The following is an 18,363-nucleotide window of genomic DNA, read 5'->3' on the forward strand; positions in this document are numbered from 1 at the left end:
ATGAGGGCAGTGATAGTGGGTGGAGGGATAGGTGGACTGTCCACTGCCCTTCTCCTGAGGGGAAAGTTTGAGGAAGTAGTTGTGGTGGAGAAGAACTCCACCGTGGGAGGGAGAGCCAGGTCCTTCAGGGCAGGGGAGTTCAAGTTTGACATGGGACCCTCCTGGTATCTCATGCCCGAGGTGTTTGAGAGGTTCTTTCGCGAGATAGGGGAGAACCCTCATCCCGTGGTTAGGGTGAATCCGCTGGTCAGGGTTGACAGCGGGAAACTGGGAGAGAGGGGAGAGAGCGTAACCTTCCATGAGATCGCGGAGGAGATGAGGGATTACCTTGAGGACACTGGTTACATGTATGAAGTGGCCATGAGGAAGTTCCTGAACAAGGAAATGACCATACTGGACTTCCTGGACAGGGAAGTTCTCTCCAATCTGGGGAGGATTCCCCTCTGGGAGAGCCTGGACAGGTTCAATTCCCGATATTTTCGCACCGACCTCATGAGAAAGGCCATGGGCTTCTCCTCGGTGTTCCTGGGTGGCTCTCCATTCAATACGCCTGCAGTTTACGCAATGGTGAACTACACCATATATGGACAGGGGGTATATTACCCCAAGGGCGGATTTGAGGGATATGTGGACAACCTTTACCAGATGTGCAGGAGGGCGGGAATCGAGTTCAGACTTAACTCTCCCGTGACCAGGGTGAAGGTTGAGGATAGGAGGGTCATGTCCGTGATCACTCCAGATGGGGAAGTGGAGGGAGACGTGTTCGTGTTTAACATGGACTACCACTACGCGGATACCCTCCTTCCAGATGAGTTCCAGGTGGAGAGGGAGTGGTGGAGGAAGAAGCTAGCCCCATCAGCGATCCTTGGTTACCTGGGAGTGGAGGGAGAGATTAACCTGCCCCATCACACGGTGATAGTGAACGGGGACTGGGCCGATCACTTCAGGTCACTGGAGGAGAGGAGATTGCCCACACCGGAGAACATGTCCTATTACGTCAGCTACAGGCGGGCAACTGACGATAACCTGCTGGGAAGGGACCTGGTTATACTTATTCCCGTGGCGCCCGGGGTCAACACCAAGGAGGAACTGGTTAAGATAGCGTTGAGAGACCTTGAAATTAAGACGGGGAGCAAGATTCAGGTAAAGTACTCCAGGATTTACGGTCCCGAGGACTTCGTGAGGGATTACAACGCGTATCAGGGAACGGCATTCGGGCTCTCCCACACTCTCGATCAGACTGGCCCCTTCAGGTTACCCATGAAGAACAGGAAACTGAGGAACCTCTACTACGTGGGCCAGTACACCCAGCCCGGAATAGGTGTTCCAATGGTAACCCTGTCCTCCATTCTAGTGAGGGATAGGATTCTCAGGGAAATGTGAATCTACAAACATCCTCTAGACCCAACAATTCGAGCCACTGATTCTTGAAGACGTGAGTCACGGGAGTGTGCAATGGAATATCTATCCCGATGATTGCGTGTCACCTCGCCTGCCGTGTCGGAAACCACAAGCATCCGATTCATGTCGCCCCTGACCAGATCTTCTTTACCTATTATCCTGTTCTCCTCAGTTATTGTATGCCCCTGAATCCAGAAGTAAAGAAATTCCTCTCCCTCTTACCTCCCCAGGACCTATCCCGCGACGTTAGGGAGTTAAGGAGGGCCTGGGACTCGGCCTTCTTCGCAACGAGGGAGAAACTGGAGATTGTTCAGGACCTCGAGATACCCACCAGGGATTCCAGGATCAGGGCCAGGCTTTACGTTCCCTCTAACAGGGAGAATCTTCCCGTGCTGGTTTACTATCACGGTGGAGGCTTCGTTTTCGGTAGCATTGAGAGCTATGACGGTCTCTCTAGCCTCATAGCCAAGGAGTCCGGAGTGGCTGTCCTCTCAGTCGAGTACAGACTGGCCCCAGAGCATAAGTTCCCCACCGCGGTGAACGACTCCTGGGATGCTCTTCTCTGGATCTCGGAAAACGGGAGCAAGCTGGGTCTGGACACCTCCAGACTAGCAGTTGCCGGTGACAGTGCAGGAGGGAATCTGTCCGCCGTCATGACCCTCCTGGATAGGGATCAGGGAAAACGAATGATCGGATATCAGGTCCTGATTTACCCTGCAGTCAACATGGTGGATAACTCTCCTTCAATTCACGAGTTCGGCGAGGGATATTTCCTCACCAGGTCCATGATGAGCTGGTTCGGATCCATGTACTTCTCCTCGGGTAGAGACGCAGTATCCCCCTACGCCTCACCCGCCCTGGGCAACCTCCATGACCTGCCTCCCTCCCTGGTGATAACGGCAGAATACGATCCCCTGAGGGATCAGGGGGAGACCTACTCTCACTCCCTCAACGAGGCTAGGAACGTCTCCACCCTGGTCAGATATCAGGGAATGATTCACGGCTTCCTCTCGTTCTATCCATGGATAACTGCGGGTAGGTTAGCCATTCATCACATTGCCGGAGTTCTGAGATCCGTCCTTTAATCTACCCTTGCACATGTCCTCAATCACCGAGATCATGGCAACAATGACCAGCGTCTGGGTATCTATGCTCTCGTCGTAGGACGCGTTCTGAAAGTACCTGATTCTCCTCCTGGTCTCCTTTAACACGTCCTCCAGGTAACCCGTTCTTTCTGAAATCCTCTCAAGTTCTGAGAGGAATCTATCCACCGATCCCGTATACGAGGGAATTGTTCTTCCCATGGGTTTACTTGCACCCCTCAGCTTAAATTTTCAGAGAGGGATTACCGAAACTAAATTGAGAGGTTGAGACGGGTCTCCAGAATAACGAGGATCAGGCCCAGAGCCGTCAGGATCCCTCCCACGCCCTCCACCACGGCTGGATCCTGTACCAGGTCCATTCTGTCCACCTCCACGTGAATATACACAGGAGAGGTGACGTTGCTGGACACGTTCTGAACCAGGTGATTTACCACCTTCTGGGTAGTGACGTTACCGCACTTCAACGTCTCGTTCTGCGTGATTACCTCCTTGGCAACGGTGACTATGATCTCCTTATACCCCTCTATGCTCCAGTTTCCCGGGGTAAGGGGCGAGGAATAGGGAAGCTTGACCACCCTACTCCCATCGTGATTTATGAGGACGTAGACCGTAGTGTTTGTGGCGTTCTCAGAGATGGAGATGAAACCTGACGCTGTGGGCGGGACGTCCAGGTTCACGGGGTGGGGTCCCAAGGTTAGAGTGTACTTCACGTGTGCGTTAATGCTCACACTGCCCAGGGCAAGGATCGCTATCCCCAGGGCGAGTAGGAGGGTTCCAATCTTCATGGCTCTAACCCCCTGAATCTGAAGAAGGCGAATAGAAGGGCGAGAACTGCCAGCACCCCATCCACCCAAACCCCCGAGATTATCTGGGAGATCAGGTTTCTTCCCAGCGAATCTGCTATCCACAGCACGTAAGGGTTGGAGAAGGAACTGAGGTAGAGGAGGGAAGTGTTTCCCTGTATTAGCTGGTAATATCCCAGGGCACCCCCAAACACAAATATGGATCCAAGAACGAACATTGAGGTCAGGGTTGCAACGCCAGGACTCTTCAGGAGGATGGTGAGAAGGAACACCACGTTGAGGGAGAAGAAGTATCCCGAGGTGAAGGTGGCCAACAGCAGGGAGGGCACGCGTATCCCTGAGAGCTGGGAGTAAAGAAGCGAAGTCAGGAGCCACAACGCCCACGGTATCACCACGTCCGCGAAATATATGTAAAGGAAGAAGATCTCTCTCCTCACGGGCATGGTGAGAAATGAGATTATACTTCCCTTGTACACGTGATCTCCCGTGACGAATATGACGTTCCTGAGCCCCAGGGCGAAGGCCAGGGTCTCCGCCACGCTGATCACAGGAGTGAAACCCAGCACCACGCCCAGGAGGCTGAAGTTTCCCCTCTCGTAAAATGCGGAGAGGAAAATGTTGGCAACTAGCATGGTTGGCAACACCAGCTCAAGGGTGGGCTCCCTGTACCTCTCCCTGAAAACTATCCTAAATATTTGAAAACCTCTTGAAAGCCTCATCAAGGGACGACCTCCTCACAGTGATCACGCTAATGTGGTTCTCGTCCAAAAGGTCCACCACTTCCCTCAGGTTACCCGTGACCTTGATGTATCCTCCCTCCATGGTTCCCCTTCCAAGAACCTTGATTGCCCTCTCAGGATCGTCAACGAGAAGGTAAATCTCTCCCTCCTCAACCCTCAATGCCTGATTTATTGTACCAGAGAAGGAGATCTTTCCCCTGTTTATGAAGATCACGTGAGTTATCACCTTCTCCAGTTCAGAGAGTATATGGGAGGAGATGAAGAGGGTAACTCCCCTTCTGTGGAGCTTGGAAATGACGTCGTAGAATTCAAGCCTGGCCTTGGGGTCAAGGTTTGCGGTGGGTTCATCTGCTATGATTAGTTCAGGGTCCCTTATGAGGGCTGACACCAGTTGAACCCTCTGAGCCAAGCCAGAGGAGAGCTGAGAAAGCCTCTTGTCGGCGTGTGGGGTGAGCGCAAACTCCTCCATGAGATCCCGGGGATCCCTGCCGTATACCTTCCCCACGTCGGTGAGGTATTCCCTCACCTTAACCTCCTGCGGGTGATAGATTGTGGTGAAGATGATCGCTATTCTCTCGTAAATCCTCGGGTTGTTCCATGGGTCCATACCCATCACCTCCACCTTACCCGAGGTTCTCCTGAGCAGTCCTGTGAGAATCTTGATTGTGGTGGTCTTGCCTGCACCGTTGGGACCTATGAAACCCGTAATGGACCCCTTCTCCACGGAGAAGCTTACTGAGTCCAGCACCGGTCTCTTGCCGTAAACCTTGGTGAGGTTCTCAACAAGAATCATCAAGAATCATTATGGGTCAATCTTCTACCAGTTAATATATTTCTGCCCATATTCTCCCCCAGGGAGTTTACTGTGGATCTTGTTAGTAGTTTTGTAAGTTCCATCACACGGGATGACAGAGACTTGACGTACAAACTCTCCTGGTTATACCCCTATTAGTTACTAATATGGCATCTATTCTCCCTGGAATAAGGGAAGAATTTAAGGGAGTACCCCTATTAGTTACTAATATGGCATGCTCATTATTCGATCCCTATCCCAAGGACGACAGGAAGAACTTCTTTGATAGGGACGAGCTGATCGAGGACGTTAAGAAACTGGTGGAGGCAAAGTTCTGGCCCCTGCTTGTGGGGCCAAAAAGGGTGGGCAAAACCTCGATAGTCAAGATAGTTACCAAGGAGCTCGACGGAATTTACCTTGACGCCAGCGGTATCTCCTCCATCAGGGAGCTCACCAGTCGACTTATTGATAGGATAGAGACGCTTTCCCTAAGCCTAGATATCAGGATCCTGAAAGTTGAGGTCCAGAGGAAGCCTGTAATCACCCTGGAGAAGGTTCTCTCGAAACTGGGTGACAGGGTTCTCGGTGTAGATGAGGTTCAGAACATAGCAACTCCCTGGCTGACCTCGGTTCTCTCAACGGCCTACAACTCCAGTGATGTAAGGTTCATCTTTACAGGATCCATGATTGGAATGTCCAAGGTATTGGCCGGTGGAGGGAAGGGAAAGAGCAAGACCATAAAGGGTAGGCCAATTGTGGAGAGGGAAGTGACACCCCTGAACCTGGAGGAGGGGATCGCCTTTCTCAGGGAGGGTAAGAGAAGATGTGATGTGAACATGACCGAACAGGAGATGACGGACGCCTCATTGACGTATAGGGGGATAGCGGGTTGGCTCACGTACTATGGCAATTTCAGGAGCCTCGGGTACGATCACGAGAAATCCAAGGAAGAGGTGGAAAAAATTGCCCTAAAGCTCGTGAAAGAGGAATACGAGAGGCTTGGAGAGATTGAGAGGGCAGTCCTAAGGGGATTAAGCCTGCTAAACTCTCCGAGCTGGAGGAACCTTAAGAAGGTGACCGAAGCTTTACTGGGAAGAGAGGTGAAGGACTGGAGCTTCACCCACGCCCTTAAACAGCTAATCAATGCCAGAGTTGCTAAAAAGGAAGGTGAAAATTACTCGCTGGTGGATCCCATGTATAGGGAACTCCTGAAAACTGGGGATTAATTCAACGATCGCCCACCATGAAGGTCTTTGATCTCGTCATCTCGTTTCATGCCCCTGTCTACCCCTCAGAGATAACCACCTTACCTGTTACTGCCTTATCAACTCCCCTGAAAAACTTGAAGTACAGGAACGAGTTAGCTACCGTGGCAACGAAAGCGGCCTCAAAGGGGATCGCGAAGGACACAGCGTGCAACAGGTAGCCGGAAAGCGACGTTGAGGCAGCAGCTGGAATAAGTCTACCAGCCTGATTCGCACCTGTGGCTGTGGCTCTCCTTCCCTCTCCCACCAGGTTCATCATGAGCGCTTGCTGAGCTGGCAACGCTATTACCCTGAGTGGAGTGAACAGCAGATAATCAATTGAGGCTAGGTACCACACCCCAAGGAAAGGAAACAGGAGAACTAGGACAGCTGAAATGGTCCTTGTGGTTATGATCAGCCTTACGAAACCCAGCCTCTCTGTGAGCGCTGGAGTTGCCAGCATGAGGGTGGCCGAAATCACTCCTCCAAGTGAAACTAGGTCCCCAATGAAACCCTGAGATAAACCATAAGCCTCGCTGAAAATTATGGGAATGAAGGGAACGATCAACCCCTGTGATACTCCGTTCAGGATACCGGTGAGGGTGAATTTCTTTATCGTTTCGTTATCTCTCCTTGTTACCTTGGGCTCCTGTTTCCTCTCCCTTGGCTTAAAGTTCTCCTTCACGGGAAGAATGGCCAGCGCAGATAGGGCAGATACCAGAAAGGAGATCACGAAGAGCTCGACATAGCTTGATCCGTTGGCTAGCAGAGCTCCTGCAGAGCCAGCGTAGCTGGAGATAATGGTGAACCAGGAGAATATCTTGGTCCTTTCCTCCGGCTTAACCTTCTCGGTGAGAAGCGCGGTCTGCATGGGGGCCACACTCGCTCCAACACCTCCACCCACTAGTCCCCCTGCTATCCCGAAACCTCCCAGCGCAGAGGATAACATGAGAAGGAAGAAGTTTGAGGTGAGTAGAAGGATGAGGACTGACACGGGAAGGAAGGAGAGTGTGGCCAGAAGTATCTTTTTTCTTCCGTACCTATCAGAGTAAAATCCCAGCACCAGGGTAAGCAGGGGCGTAACGAAGGCCCCCACCCCGAACAATATACCCACCTGCAGAAGGGAGAGATGTAACCCGTGAATGTAATACAATCCAACAATTACCGCCAGAAGCCCGGCGGCGAAGCTCCTTGCAACCCTCGAGATCATTAATAAAAAGACGTCCCGTTTCATAGACTAAATGGAATGAATGAACATTAAATATTTTATGATTAAGGTTCTAAACACTCTTGATGTCAATGGAAAGGCTCTAAACCAGCGTAAAGGGGTACGGAAAGTTGGACGTCATTCCGGTAAGGGCCACCTCCCCGTGGAAAAGCCGTAGAAGTCCTCATACACGATATACTCGAGATGAGCGTCATTCAGGCTCTGAATTAAGGACATGTACTCATCCCTGTTTTCATAAACACATCCCACCGGAATCATGCCCTCATAGTAATCCCTGTACATTATATAGTTCTCTGAAAGTATCTTTAAGGTCCTGCTCGTGGTCTCTGCCTTGTCCTTTTCATCGCAGAGTATGGTTAGGGCGAACATGGTCTTCCCACTCAACTTCGTGGAGTCTATCTGGGGGTAAAGCCAGAACGCCCTCAACTTCACCATGGAGTCCAGGATCCTCTTAACTGTCCTGTATCTAGATTTTCCCTCCCCTTTCATCACCTTATTAGCTATCTTGGGAACAGAAAGTGACGTATCGTCCCACAAAGATCTCAGGATTTTCCTCTCCAGTGAGTCTCTCTCTTTCAAGTTCTTCAGGACCCTCTCTTCCTGATGGGTCTCTGGTTTCACTGAGATAAAGTTCGCCTTAACTATGGTATTATCCATTATCTCCAGGTTCCTGTATTTTAAGGACATGTACTCCAGCTTCTCCCTCAGTGTGGATTCGTGAGACACTATTTCCATGACCACAAGGGATGTATCCGAGGGAGGGCCCGTGTTGGCTCTATAAAAGCTCTCCAGGAATGAGGGAGGTTCCCTTCTCACATCATCGTAAATTGCCTTCACCTCACGGGAGGGAGTCAATCCCAGCAGGATGAACTTGGAGAAACCCAGATAATCCAGGTTGAGGGCTATGTACAGTTTCTCCGATACGAATCCGGCAGATCTCATCTCCTGGAGTCTCCTGTCCACCTTACTGAAATTTATTCCAAGCTTGCTTGCGATTCTAGAGGAGGTGGGGTAATGAAACTGCCTTTCCTCACCGGGAAAATGAAGTAATCTAACAATGTCCCTTGAAGTATCATCAAATTGTAACAATTTCGCCTTTTCTGACACTTTTGTCAAAGTAAATATTAAACTTTGCTCAAGTTTAACGAAAACTTGTCAATTCTTTTAAATTTGAACAAAATGTGAATAATGAAATATCACCTAGCAGGCTTGCAGTATAAATGGCAGGCTCCGTGATGCAAACGAGGCTAATATTTAGAGGGAAATTGAAAACCACTTAGCTTTGGGCAATCATAACTTTAAGTTGGTCTAGTAACCCTTAAAAGATCATATATGCTTTCTGGAACAAAACATTATTGCATAAGAGATTTTATTATCTTGTTAATGAAATAACTAATCATGTGACTAATATGGCTTCAGTAAATGATGCTTCTGGCACAAATCTCAGTATTTTAATCTATATATTTATTATAGCAATCATCGTATTTATTGGATTCCTAAGGAATAGAAATGGGAGAAGGTACCGCCCTAGAAGACTCCTTATAAGGCCAATTATTTATCTTCTTCTTGGATTAATCATTTCATTGGAGAACATTTCCTTTTTACCCTTTGTAATTGTCGCTGTATTTGCCGGTTTCTTAGTCGGAATGAGATATGGGGAATCTGTAACGCTGTTTCATAAAGATGAGCAATTATACTACAAAAGGTCATCGTTTATTTACGGGGTTTGGCTAGTCCTGCTCTTGGTGAGATTGTCGCTTGAATTCCTGTTTCCTACAAACATAACCATTTCCTTAATCATTGATTCCATGCTCATGTTTTCAGCGGGTCTTTTGATAGGAGAATCCTATCATGTTTTAAGAATGGCTAACTTTATGAAGAAAGGATTAATATAGTGAAATAATATAATAAGATTTAAATAAATTCGTTTTAATTTACCATGGTTCAAAGGGTAACGAGCTCAACTTCTTTCCCAGAGCCTTCTCTAGAGCCAGGAAAGTGGCTGGAAGGGCGCCCGTGGTTCCAGCCTCGCCAACACCCCTTGATCCTGAGAAGAGGGATGACCTGAACTCCACGTACTCCGGAGTAACCTTCCTAGGACCTTCTACAGCAGTCAACATACCGCAATCCGCCACTGAACTGCACATGGGGTTACCCCTCTCATCAAACTTCATGGCCTCCATCATAACTTGAGATACTCCCTGAAGAACCCCTCCAATTATTTGGCCCTCCACTTCCTCGCGATTGAGAACTCTTCCCACATCATCCACAGCGTAGTATTCCACCACCCTGAACATGCCCGTTTCGCGATCCAGTTCTACCCTGGCCACATGGGCTCCTGGGGCAAATATGTCCTCGGCCCTATAAAACACCTCCACTGCAATCTCTTTGCTCAGGTCAATCCTCCCACCCATTCTCCTCTTTAGTTCTTGGGCAGCGGCCAGAGCAGCCGAGCTTCCAACAGTGCCTCCTCTTGAGCCGAAACTTCCTATTCCCTCCTTCACTCCCTCACTGTCACCGGTTTTGACCTCGACCTTATCAGGGTCTATTCCCAGTTCCTCAGCCACTAGTCCCTTAAAGGAAGACTCGTATGCCTGACCATGAGCTCCCAACCCTAGGTGAACTATTACCCTCCCATCCCTGACCTCTATCCTAGCGCTCTCTCCCGGTGAGGTCCTCACTATCTCGGTGAAGGTCACAAGGGATACTCCCCTGGATGTTTCTCTAAGCTTTCTGTAGTAATTGGCTGCCCTATCAAATACCTCCCTGTATCCTGCTGCGTCATACCTTAAACCAAGAGGTGTCACGTAACCTGAATCATCAACGAGGTTCTTCCTCCTTATTTCCACTGGATCCATCCCCAGTTCCTCAGCCAAGTCCTCCACTAAGGTTTCATGAATGAGCGCAGCCTCAGGTCTTCCAGCTCCCCTATAGAAGCCCATGGGCGGAGTATTGGTGTAAACCGTGACCGCCCTTACTGAGGCAAACTTTAACTTGTATGGACCATTGGAGAGTCTGGCCACGAACTGAGATATGAAATAGTTTATTCCGTAGGCATATGCCCCCATGTTTGCTATTACCACTCCCTCCATTCCCAGCATCTCACCGGATCGAGTGGCGTAGAGCTTCATGTCAGATACCTCTCCTCTCCCCTGCGACTGGGCGTTGTTTAGTATCTCAGATCTAGTCTCAATCCATTTCACGGGTCTCCCTAGCTTCAGTGAGGCTAAGGCAGCTAAGGCATATTCAGGGTAACCTCCGCTCTTGTTTCCGAAACCACCTCCCACGTTCGGTGGGGAACTGACCTTGATCTTCTCAGGCGGTATACCAAGTAGCTCATGAAGGTCGTTCCTCACCCCGAAGGGAGCCTGAGTGGATACCCTGACGTTTAGTGTGTCTCCCTCCCACCAGCACAGAATCCCCTTGGGCTCCATGGGATTTGTTGCCACCCTGCTCTGCTTGATCTTCCTTCTCACAACCACGTCAGCCTTTTCCTTGAGGGAGAGATTGCCTCCCTGAAGGGGTTGATCCATGAAAACGTTACTCCTGAGCTCCGGGTGAATGGGCTCTGTTTCAAGGGCCCTTTCCGGATCAGTCACGGCCTCTAACTCTTCATAATCCAGAGAAACCTCATCAGCCAGATCTTCCCCCTCATACCTATCCTCAACCACAAAGGCCATCACGGGTTGACCCACGAAGTTCACCCTTCCATTTGCCAGCACTGGCATCCTCACCACCTGAAGACCCTCGGATGGACCGAAGAGTCTCACCGGCATCCAATTCTTTACCTGTTCCCAGGTGAAGGTGAGTAGAGCCTTTTCTGGTCCCGACACCGACTTGATTATCCCCCTCGCTATCGGAGATCTGACCACATGAAGGTAAGCCGTATTAGGGGGAGTTATGTCGTCTATGTATACGGACTTTCCCACTATAATGGGGTAGTGTTCCTTTAACATATCCTATATCTACGCGAAACGCGTATTAAGCTTAACTACCTGAATATTAACTTTCTTTTGATTCTTAAACTTCGCCAATAGGTCTTGTCAGGAGTTCCGATACGACTTTTTTGTTTTCCGGTTGAGGGAAGTGACGTAACTGTGTAACTTATCAATGCCCTAACGCCCCTAGATCAAAACTGCATGATAAACCCAGATCGATTTCAAAAAAGGAAAATAATTAACCATTTAAACTTTAATTTGATACTAATTCTCTGTGTCTAATGCCTATCTCAAGGGTTTTAGATGGTTAGGACCACTGGCCATAGTGTGGGGGTTAACCTATCCCCTGACCAAGATAGTGTCGGCAGACGTTTCTCCCCTGATCATTACCTGGGTCAGATTTGCTGTCGGGGCACTCTTCTTTCTTATCATGTCCGGTTTCAAGGTATCTGCCGGGAGGAAACAGCTCATCACTGCGATCTTCAACTTCACCATCTTCATGCTTTGCCTTAACGTGGGTACCTCGATTTCCAGTAACCCAGGACTTGCAGCACTGATGATATACACTCAGCCAATATTCGTAATAATATTTGAGAGAATGCTGGGAACTACCATCTCTACTAGATCAGTGGTAGGGATTGTCTTGGGAATATTGGGGCTTGCTCTGTCCATCACATCAGCCAGTCTAGATGTGGGAATCCTGATTGCACTGATCGGAGGAATAAGCTGGGCAGTGGGAACTGTGTACTACTCAAGGAACCTTACGGGCGAGAGCGTGCCCAAGCTTAACGCTTTCATGAGTTTGGTGTCCTTACCCGTGGCGCTTGCTGTCACTCCCCTGGACTATTACTTTACCTTCACTCCCCTTACCCTAGCTCTACTAATAGCTCTAGGCGTGCTGGGGCAGGCTGTGGGGTACATCCTCTGGTTCAATGCGTTAAAGGAAATGGGAAGCATCAGGGCATCTGCCGGTTCTCTTCTTGTACCAATTGCGGCATACATTCTCAGCTTTCTAACCCTTGGCGTACTTCCAAGCCTGGGAGAGGCCGTGGGATCCGTGATAACGCTGATAGGAATATATTTGACCATTACGTCAAGAAAATAATGTGGGTCACTCAGTTTTACAACGTGAGGGTGTATTACGGGAGGGGAGTCCTGGACTCCTTAAGGGATCTGGAGATGAAGGAACCCATCGTGGTGACCACCGGGAGCCTCTTGAATTCCTCCCTTCTAAGAGAGGTTACATCCAGGGTGGATAATCCCTTGGTGATAAGGGGACCATCACAGCATACGCCTAAGGCAGAGCTTGAGGTTCTCTCCAAGATAAAGGGAAGGAACGTGATATCCCTGGGAGGAGGAAGCATCATCGATGCGGTCAAGATTTCCTCTCCCGCCTTTCACGTTTCCGTTCCGACCACATTGTCGGGAGCAGAGCACACTGCGGTTGCCGGATACACTGATGACGGCATCAAGAAGACAGTGAGGACAAGACCACCTGACGTGGTCATCCTTGACCCGCTCTCGTTAACAGGGACTCCTGAGAGGCTAGTGGTAACCACCGCATTCAGGGCATTGGATCATGCGGTTGAGGCAAGCTACTCCACGAAGAGTTCTCCCTTTACCGATGCTCTCTCTGCGAAGGGATACGAGTACCTTGTAAACTGCCTCGTGAAATGGGACCTTGAGCTCTGTCAAGTGGGTACCTGGCTGGCCTCACTCTCTTTCATGTATGGGGGTAGAGGATTGAGTCACGTCTTTGGATACGTTTACGGACCAGCCTTCAACATTCCCCACGGCGTCACGTCCTGCATATCCTTGATTGAGGCCGTGAAATTCAATGGTGGGGCCCCAAAGTTGGGTAACGTTGTGGAAACACTGGAGAAAATCCTTGAGAAGTACAGGATTAAGGAGAGCCTCTCTAAGTATACTACCCTTGAGGGGGCACTTACTCACGCCAAGAAGTTGAGTGAGATGACCAATGCCTCAGAAAATCCTAGGAAAATGAGCGTTGAGGAGGCCAAGGAATTCATCGAGACGGTCTATGATTAATCTTTGTCGATAACATCCTGTTTAGCTAGGAGCAATGCTACCTCTTCAATATCATTCCTAACCCGCCAGCATCTTCCGCCACTCTAATCAGCTTGACATTACTCTCCTTAGCGAAATCACGTGGAGCCCTTGTAAAATCCAAGTTATCAATCAATAGCACTCCTCCCTGCCTAAGGTGAGCCCAAGCAATCCTCAACTCAAACATCACGTTCTCGTAAGTATGTTCACTGTCATGAAGGAAAATGTCGATCTTTCCAGCTTGATTCATCAGTTTAGGTAACACGTCCTCACTTCTCCCTATGTACAGCCTCCATTTTCCCTTCAGTTCATCGGGAACAAGAAAACCGACTGGTTTACCGTTCTCTAGGATATCCCTCACATCCACAGAGTAGAGGATCCCCTTTCTCAATCCCGAGAGAATCATTGTTGTGGATACTCCTGGACCCACCCCTGTCTCGATTGCGACCTCAGGGTCCAGATACCTCACAAGAGAGTAGAGAATGAGACGCTTCCTCTCGGTCAATGCGTAGGGAAAACTGGAGCCCAGAACGCTCCCAAGTCTGTCGCTGATCTCCTTTGCCTCTCTCCAGTAACCCTGTAGGTTCACTCCCAGTACTTCTTCCAGTTTTTCCATTGCTGTAGATATGTCATCCGTGTTATTATTCATGAACTATCCAAGGGACGCCACGAAAATAGCTGTGTGAAATTTCATTGTTCCACGAATGCTAAATATTATTCAATGTAAATCGGTAACTAAATAAAATTAATTTAGACATCTCTCCTCTAGGTGCTTCTCATGCCATTTCTCTCTATACCTTCTCTGATAATGAAGGAGAAACTCAGGATTAACTTAATTCGATAAAAACTTTTAAAAATTCGATCCGTTAAATTAATAATCTTTTATTCAATAAAATAGCGATCAGAGTGGACAAATATTTCTGAACTTAGCTAATATATTCCACGTTATGTTAAAATCTCTGGCGAATTGAGCATCCGTAAACGAGGCCTATGCGCCTTTACAATGTCAGTTCGGACCAATCGTTTCAATATCTCCTTTGGTTTGTGGGGTTTCTGGAGTGTGCCCATAGTGTCGTCATAAAGGCATTAATATTTGTATAGAAAGTATTGCTTATGGCCAGGAGGGGAATGAAACCTGTTTATAGGGACGTTACCTGTACCTCTTGTCGAATCACGTGGTTAAGAACAGGAAGATAATGGAGAGGCAGTTCTACCTGTGCAGGGAGTACAGGAGGAAGTGGAGGAAGCGAAACACCATTGAGATAAGAGCGTGAGGGAGAGGGCCCTCAGGATGCTAACGGGATGAGCATGAGATCTCCAGGGTACTTCAGGTTCCCCTGGGCACGGTCTTCATATGGATCAAGAAGTACTGAGGAAAGAAGTACACAAAGCCCGCGGAGCTGTGGAGGAGAGCCAGGGATGAGCTGAACGAGGGCGTGAAGGTCGTGAATGAGATGCGAACCTCAGAAGGTACGCGAAGGCGTTTTACTGATGGGTCTTCACGGGATTCATGTTCTCCAGCAAGGGAATGTACGTCATGTTCTCCGTGGGAGACAGGAGCGAGAATTTCAGGAGCTCGCGCATCTGAGAAGGGGACCTGGGTCACGGACGTCCACATCTCTATTTCCTCCCGGAACACAAGGTGGTGTCACCCGTTAACTCCAACGAGTCCCTCAGGGACAGGCTCGTGAGGTTCAAGAGGGCAACCAAGGTGGACAGGGGCCTTGAGATGATTAGGTACTCCGTAAGTCTATTCTGTGAGAGAGGGCTGGCCCAGAATTTATACCTTAATGACAACATTATGGACACACTCACAAATCGAACCATAACATTTTATACCAATCCCTTAATTTATCATTATGAAATCCGTAGAGATCTCCCTTAAGTACCAGGGTAAGATCGAGATGCTTCCGAAGGTTCCCATCTCCAGCTACGAGGATTTCTCCGTGATATATACTCCAGGAGTGGCCGAGGTCGTGAAGGAGATAGCCAAGGACAGGGAGAAGAGCTTCCAGTTGACCAGCAGGTGGAACAACGTGGGTATTATCACGGATGGGACGAGAGTGCTAGGTCTAGGTAATGTGGGGCCTGAGGCCTCTCTGCCCGTGATGGAGGGGAAGGCCCTCCTCTTTAAGTATCTAGGTGGCGTGGATGCGTTTCCCCTTCCCCTCGCGGTGAAGGATGCTGACGCCATAGTTAACGTGGTTTCCGCTCTGGAGCCGTCGTTTGGAGGGATAAACCTGGAGGACATTGAGAGTCCCAAGTGCTTCTACGTTCTGGAGAAGCTTCAGGAGAGAATGAATATACCCGTATGGCATGACGATCAGCAGGGAACCGCGGGAGCAGTGCTAGCTGCGCTCATAAATGCCATGAAGCTTACTGGGAAGGGACTGGACAGTAAGATAGTGATATTTGGCGCTGGGGCAGCCAACATCGCCACGGTTAGGCTACTGAAAGCATATGGCTTTGATCCCAAAAGAATGATAGTGGTGGACAGGGAAGGTGTGCTTCACGCTGAAAGGAGGGACTTGGACTCCATGATGTTCAATCATAAGTGGAAGTACGAGATTGCGGTCACTACAAACGGATTCAACATCACAGGTATAGATGAGGCTTTCAAGGATGCGGACATCCTCATCTCGGCATCAATGCCAGGACCTAACACGATATCCAAAAGATGGATAGGTCTCATGAAGGATCCCATTGTCTTCGCGTTAGCTAACCCAATTCCAGAGATTTACCCCTCCGACGCGTTGGACGCCGGGGCCAAGATTGTTGCCACAGGTAGAAGCGATTTTCCCAATCAGGTAAATAACTCCCTTATTTTCCCTGGAGTTTTCAGGGGAGTCCTGGACAGTAGATCCTCGAAGGTTGATGATCAAATGGTGATAGCCGGCTCGGAGGCTTTGGCCAAATACGCTGAGAAGAAGGGGATATCCCCAACATACATTATTCCAAGGATGGATGAGATGGACGCCTATTATGAACTTGCCTCAGCTGTTGCGGAAAAGGCCGTGGAGAGGGGATATGCAAGGGTAAAGCTGAGCAGGGAAGAGTTCAGGCTCATGGCCAAGATTAAGATAGAACAGTCAAGAAATAAGATAAAGGCGATTCAAAGTGTTGATTAGAAAGGCCGAACCCAGGGACGTTGAAGTCATAGCTGATATGTTCGAGAGAATGTATGCTCTCAATTCCGAGTTTGATCCCCTCCTTCAGGTGCATGACGAGATCGAGGAAAGACTGAAGAAAAGCCTCTCCGAGGACTTGAGGAGCGAGGATAGCCTGGTGGTTGTGGCTGAGGAGGATGGAAAAGTCATAGGAGCAGTGAGGGTAAGACTAGAAAGGAGAGAGTACTACGTACCGGAGAAGATGGCAGTTATTGAGGAGATCTACGTAATGCCTGGATATAGAAGGGAGGGAGTGGGAGAGAGACTTGTGGACTTCGTGATATCTGAGCTGTCCAGAAAGGGAGCTAAGTCTATTATGGCCCGTTTCCCTGCCAAGAATATCATCGCCGTCTCCTTCTACAAGAAGAGGGGGTTCAGGGAGATACATTATGAATTCATAAAGAAAATATGAGAGGCGTTAGGTTCGGCACAAGGTTAGATCTGGGCAATTATCATAACAAGGAAAAAGTGCCTTACTTGGAGCCTTGCCTTTTCAATTGCTCCAGCTGGTTCCGAAGATTCCTTATCTGTCTCTCCAGTTCCTCAACCGATACCTTCCTCTGCGAAGCCTGAGAAACCTGCTGAGACTGTTGAACCTGCATCTGGGCAATTTCCATTTCCGCCTCCATTCTCCCCTTCTTGAACTCCCCAAGAGCCCTTCCCATGGATCTGAACAACTCGGGTATTTTGTTACTTCCCACGAATAGAACTAGCGCTACTATTATTATGATCGCGAGATCGGATGGTTGCATCGCGACCATTTTCTGTTTCCTCTTACATAGCTTAAACTCAAGAGTGTTAAAAAAGATAACTTTGCAATTTTAGGTCCAAATATTGAAAACAGAGTTCAAAATCTTGTCGTCAATGATGCCGACTGGTTAAGAAGAGCTAATCACCCTGTTAAAGTACTGTGGATGGGTCATCATGGAACAGAGTAGCCCATATTGCTCATAATCACCCTCATGGCATTTTTCCAGAGAACTTCCTCCTCGTGACCATCCACAAACTTCAGTAGTTCCTTTACCTTCATCACGTTCTCGAAGCCCTGAGGTGTCTCTTTAATCCCCAGGAAATCGGTTCCCAGGGAAACGTATTCCCACCCGTACGACTCCCCCACATATCTCAGATTCTCCGCCACTCCCTGAATAGTGGGCTCACGTAAGGTTGAGACAATGGCAGTTATTCCTATCACTCCCTTGGTCTTAACCACTGCCTCGATCTCCTCGTCATCCAGATTCCTCCTGTGCATTTTTAATTTCATCATATTTCCGTGGGATACTATTACAGGTTTCCTAGTGATTGAGGCCACTTCCAGGACTGTCCTTTTTCCTGCGTGGGCAAGATCCACTATAACTCCAAGGGAGTTGGCCAGCTTAACCAGTTCCTCTCCCTCCGAGGTCAAGCCGTAATCCTTCCCTGACATGCAGGAGGAGGCGAACTTATTGTCATAATTCCAGGTCAGTCCCAGGTTCCGAACGTTAAGTTCCCTTAGGAGGTAAATGTCGATGTAATCCCTCAACGCATCAGCTCCCTCCAGGGAGAGGAGGAGTTTCGTTCGTGGCTCGTTCAGATCTTTTGCAGACCTTACTATCTTGACAAGTCCCTTTCTTTCCAGGTAGAGGTAAAACTTGATCTGGTCTATGAGAAGTTCGAAGGAGAAAGTCGTGGAAGGGGTGAACGATCCATAAAGGGAGGTCAATAGATCGGATCTCTCATCCCTTGTGTTAACGTGAGGGAAAATGGAGGCAAAAACAAGGGAATCGAAGTTGCTCAGAAGCTTAAGGCTTGACTGATGATCTCCATCAATTACGTCTATCCCCTGCTGATTGGAGTAGGCCAGATCCTCATGAAGATCTATGAGTTTCATGGCATTTTCTTA

At 48.9% G+C, this 18,363-nt stretch carries 18 protein-coding genes and 1 pseudogene; 9 read left to right on the forward strand and 10 right to left on the reverse strand.

Annotation, left to right across the window (positions count from 1 at the left end):
• Together QVC96_RS09760 and QVC96_RS09765 are read left to right on the forward strand one after the other, a co-directional pair.
• On the forward strand, positions 1-1,383 hold the full coding sequence (locus QVC96_RS09760; protein ID WP_287689104.1) for a phytoene desaturase family protein: 1,383 nt from the start codon (positions 1-3) through the stop codon (positions 1,381-1,383).
• 197 nt (positions 1,384-1,580) lie between these two features.
• Positions 1,581-2,486, forward strand: coding sequence for an alpha/beta hydrolase (locus QVC96_RS09765; protein WP_287689105.1), 906 nt, complete (start codon positions 1,581-1,583; stop codon positions 2,484-2,486).
• Here the strand turns inward: QVC96_RS09765 and QVC96_RS09770 are convergent.
• From QVC96_RS09770 to QVC96_RS09785, 4 genes are read right to left on the reverse strand one after another with little or no spacing between them, the layout of a single operon-like run.
• On the reverse strand, positions 2,442-2,705 hold the full coding sequence (locus QVC96_RS09770; protein ID WP_287689106.1) for a hypothetical protein: 264 nt from the start codon (positions 2,703-2,705) through the stop codon (positions 2,442-2,444). The genes QVC96_RS09765 and QVC96_RS09770 overlap by 45 nt on opposite strands.
• A 50-nt stretch (positions 2,706-2,755) precedes the next feature.
• The gene (locus QVC96_RS09775) at positions 2,756-3,289 is read right to left on the reverse strand and encodes a hypothetical protein (protein ID WP_287689107.1); all 534 of its coding nucleotides are present in this window, start codon (positions 3,287-3,289) and stop codon (positions 2,756-2,758) included.
• Positions 3,286-4,026 (reverse strand): hypothetical protein, encoded by a 741-nt coding sequence (locus tag QVC96_RS09780; RefSeq protein ID WP_287690474.1) that lies wholly within the window; start codon positions 4,024-4,026, stop codon positions 3,286-3,288. Before QVC96_RS09780 ends, QVC96_RS09775 begins: the two co-directional genes overlap by 4 nt.
• Positions 3,995-4,843 (reverse strand): ABC transporter ATP-binding protein, encoded by an 849-nt coding sequence (locus QVC96_RS09785; RefSeq protein WP_238026768.1) that lies wholly within the window; start codon positions 4,841-4,843, stop codon positions 3,995-3,997. The genes QVC96_RS09780 and QVC96_RS09785 overlap by 32 nt, the downstream gene beginning before the upstream one ends.
• A 227-nt stretch (positions 4,844-5,070) precedes the next feature.
• On the opposite strand from QVC96_RS09785, the gene QVC96_RS09790 reads away from it, so the two are divergent.
• A complete protein-coding gene (locus tag QVC96_RS09790) occupies positions 5,071-6,066 on the forward strand; it encodes an AAA family ATPase (RefSeq protein WP_287689108.1) in 996 nt (331 codons plus the stop codon).
• Positions 6,067-6,124: 58 nt separating this feature from the next.
• Here QVC96_RS09790 and QVC96_RS09795 read toward each other — a convergent pair whose 3' ends face one another.
• Both QVC96_RS09795 and QVC96_RS09800 read right to left on the reverse strand, forming a co-directional pair.
• A complete protein-coding gene (locus tag QVC96_RS09795; protein ID WP_287689109.1) occupies positions 6,125-7,318 on the reverse strand; it encodes an MFS transporter in 1,194 nt (397 codons plus the stop codon).
• A 111-nt stretch (positions 7,319-7,429) separates the two neighbouring features.
• Positions 7,430-8,419: a hypothetical protein gene (locus QVC96_RS09800; RefSeq protein WP_287689110.1), complete on the reverse strand. Its 990-nt coding sequence runs from the start codon at positions 8,417-8,419 to the stop codon at positions 7,430-7,432.
• 302 nt (positions 8,420-8,721) lie between these two features.
• On the opposite strand from QVC96_RS09800, the gene QVC96_RS09805 reads away from it, so the two are divergent.
• On the forward strand, positions 8,722-9,207 hold the full coding sequence (locus tag QVC96_RS09805; RefSeq protein WP_238026764.1) for a CcdC protein domain-containing protein: 486 nt from the start codon (positions 8,722-8,724) through the stop codon (positions 9,205-9,207).
• Between the two features lie 39 nt (positions 9,208-9,246).
• Here the strand turns inward: QVC96_RS09805 and QVC96_RS09810 are convergent, their stop codons facing one another.
• Positions 9,247-11,268, reverse strand: a complete 2,022-nt coding sequence (locus tag QVC96_RS09810; protein ID WP_287689111.1) for a xanthine dehydrogenase family protein molybdopterin-binding subunit — start codon at positions 11,266-11,268, stop codon at positions 9,247-9,249.
• A gap of 256 nt (positions 11,269-11,524) precedes the next feature.
• Here QVC96_RS09810 and QVC96_RS09815 point away from each other — a divergent pair, with 256 nt between their 5' ends.
• Both QVC96_RS09815 and QVC96_RS09820 read left to right on the forward strand, forming a co-directional pair.
• Entirely contained in the window at positions 11,525-12,355 is an 831-nt protein-coding gene (locus QVC96_RS09815; protein WP_238026762.1) for a DMT family transporter, read from the forward strand.
• Positions 12,355-13,299 (forward strand): iron-containing alcohol dehydrogenase, encoded by a 945-nt coding sequence (locus QVC96_RS09820; RefSeq protein WP_287689112.1) that lies wholly within the window; start codon positions 12,355-12,357, stop codon positions 13,297-13,299. Before QVC96_RS09815 ends, QVC96_RS09820 begins: the two co-directional genes overlap by 1 nt.
• A gap of 37 nt (positions 13,300-13,336) precedes the next feature.
• On the opposite strand, the gene QVC96_RS09825 is transcribed toward QVC96_RS09820, so the two are convergent.
• Complete coding sequence (locus QVC96_RS09825; RefSeq protein ID WP_287689113.1) at positions 13,337-13,966, reverse strand: class I SAM-dependent methyltransferase; 630 nt, start codon at positions 13,964-13,966, stop codon at positions 13,337-13,339.
• Between the two features lie 464 nt (positions 13,967-14,430).
• Here QVC96_RS09825 and QVC96_RS09830 point away from each other — a divergent pair.
• The 3 genes and pseudogenes from QVC96_RS09830 to QVC96_RS09840 form a co-directional block, all read left to right on the forward strand.
• A pseudogene (locus QVC96_RS09830) lies at positions 14,431-15,070 on the forward strand (IS1 family transposase); the annotation flags it as partial.
• A gap of 106 nt (positions 15,071-15,176) precedes the next feature.
• Positions 15,177-16,445, forward strand: coding sequence for an NAD(P)-dependent malic enzyme (locus QVC96_RS09835; RefSeq protein ID WP_238027277.1), 1,269 nt, complete (start codon positions 15,177-15,179; stop codon positions 16,443-16,445).
• Positions 16,435-16,896, forward strand: coding sequence for a GNAT family N-acetyltransferase (locus tag QVC96_RS09840; protein ID WP_238027276.1), 462 nt, complete (start codon positions 16,435-16,437; stop codon positions 16,894-16,896). The genes QVC96_RS09835 and QVC96_RS09840 overlap by 11 nt, the downstream gene beginning before the upstream one ends.
• Before the next feature lie 61 nt (positions 16,897-16,957).
• Here QVC96_RS09840 and QVC96_RS09845 read toward each other — a convergent pair whose 3' ends face one another.
• Together QVC96_RS09845 and QVC96_RS09850 are read right to left on the reverse strand one after the other, a co-directional pair.
• The gene (locus QVC96_RS09845) at positions 16,958-17,245 is read right to left on the reverse strand and encodes a twin-arginine translocase TatA/TatE family subunit (protein ID WP_287689114.1); all 288 of its coding nucleotides are present in this window, start codon (positions 17,243-17,245) and stop codon (positions 16,958-16,960) included.
• 161 nt (positions 17,246-17,406) lie between these two features.
• Complete coding sequence (locus QVC96_RS09850) at positions 17,407-18,351, reverse strand: membrane dipeptidase (protein ID WP_287689115.1); 945 nt, start codon at positions 18,349-18,351, stop codon at positions 17,407-17,409.
• Positions 18,352-18,363 lie beyond the last annotated feature (12 nt).

The organism is Metallosphaera javensis (ex Sakai et al. 2022), assembly GCA_021654415.1.
Taxonomy (GTDB): domain Archaea; phylum Thermoproteota; class Thermoprotei_A; order Sulfolobales; family Sulfolobaceae; genus Metallosphaera; species Metallosphaera javensis.

Bases quoted from the DNA above. Each gene is read 5' to 3' on its own strand.
- QVC96_RS09835 (WP_238027277.1), top strand. From the start codon at position 15,177: ATGAAATCCGTAGAGATCTCCCTTAAGTACCAGGGTAAGATCGAGATG.
- QVC96_RS09760 (WP_287689104.1), top strand. From the start codon at position 1: ATGAGGGCAGTGATAGTGGGTGGAGGGATAGGTGGACTGTCCACTGCC.
- QVC96_RS09810 (WP_287689111.1), bottom strand. From the start codon at position 11,268: ATGTTAAAGGAACACTACCCCATTATAGTGGGAAAGTCCGTATACATA.
- QVC96_RS09820 (WP_287689112.1), top strand. From the start codon at position 12,355: ATGTGGGTCACTCAGTTTTACAACGTGAGGGTGTATTACGGGAGGGGA.
- QVC96_RS09770 (WP_287689106.1), bottom strand. From the start codon at position 2,705: ATGGGAAGAACAATTCCCTCGTATACGGGATCGGTGGATAGATTCCTC.
- QVC96_RS09775 (WP_287689107.1), bottom strand. From the start codon at position 3,289: ATGAAGATTGGAACCCTCCTACTCGCCCTGGGGATAGCGATCCTTGCC.
- QVC96_RS09845 (WP_287689114.1), bottom strand. From the start codon at position 17,245: ATGGTCGCGATGCAACCATCCGATCTCGCGATCATAATAATAGTAGCG.
- QVC96_RS09850 (WP_287689115.1), bottom strand. From the start codon at position 18,351: ATGAAACTCATAGATCTTCATGAGGATCTGGCCTACTCCAATCAGCAG.
- QVC96_RS09780 (WP_287690474.1), bottom strand. From the start codon at position 4,026: ATGAGGCTTTCAAGAGGTTTTCAAATATTTAGGATAGTTTTCAGGGAG.
- QVC96_RS09790 (WP_287689108.1), top strand. From the start codon at position 5,071: ATGGCATGCTCATTATTCGATCCCTATCCCAAGGACGACAGGAAGAAC.
- QVC96_RS09765 (WP_287689105.1), top strand. From the start codon at position 1,581: ATGCCCCTGAATCCAGAAGTAAAGAAATTCCTCTCCCTCTTACCTCCC.
- QVC96_RS09805 (WP_238026764.1), top strand. From the start codon at position 8,722: ATGGCTTCAGTAAATGATGCTTCTGGCACAAATCTCAGTATTTTAATC.
- QVC96_RS09795 (WP_287689109.1), bottom strand. From the start codon at position 7,318: ATGAAACGGGACGTCTTTTTATTAATGATCTCGAGGGTTGCAAGGAGC.
- QVC96_RS09825 (WP_287689113.1), bottom strand. From the start codon at position 13,966: ATGAATAATAACACGGATGACATATCTACAGCAATGGAAAAACTGGAA.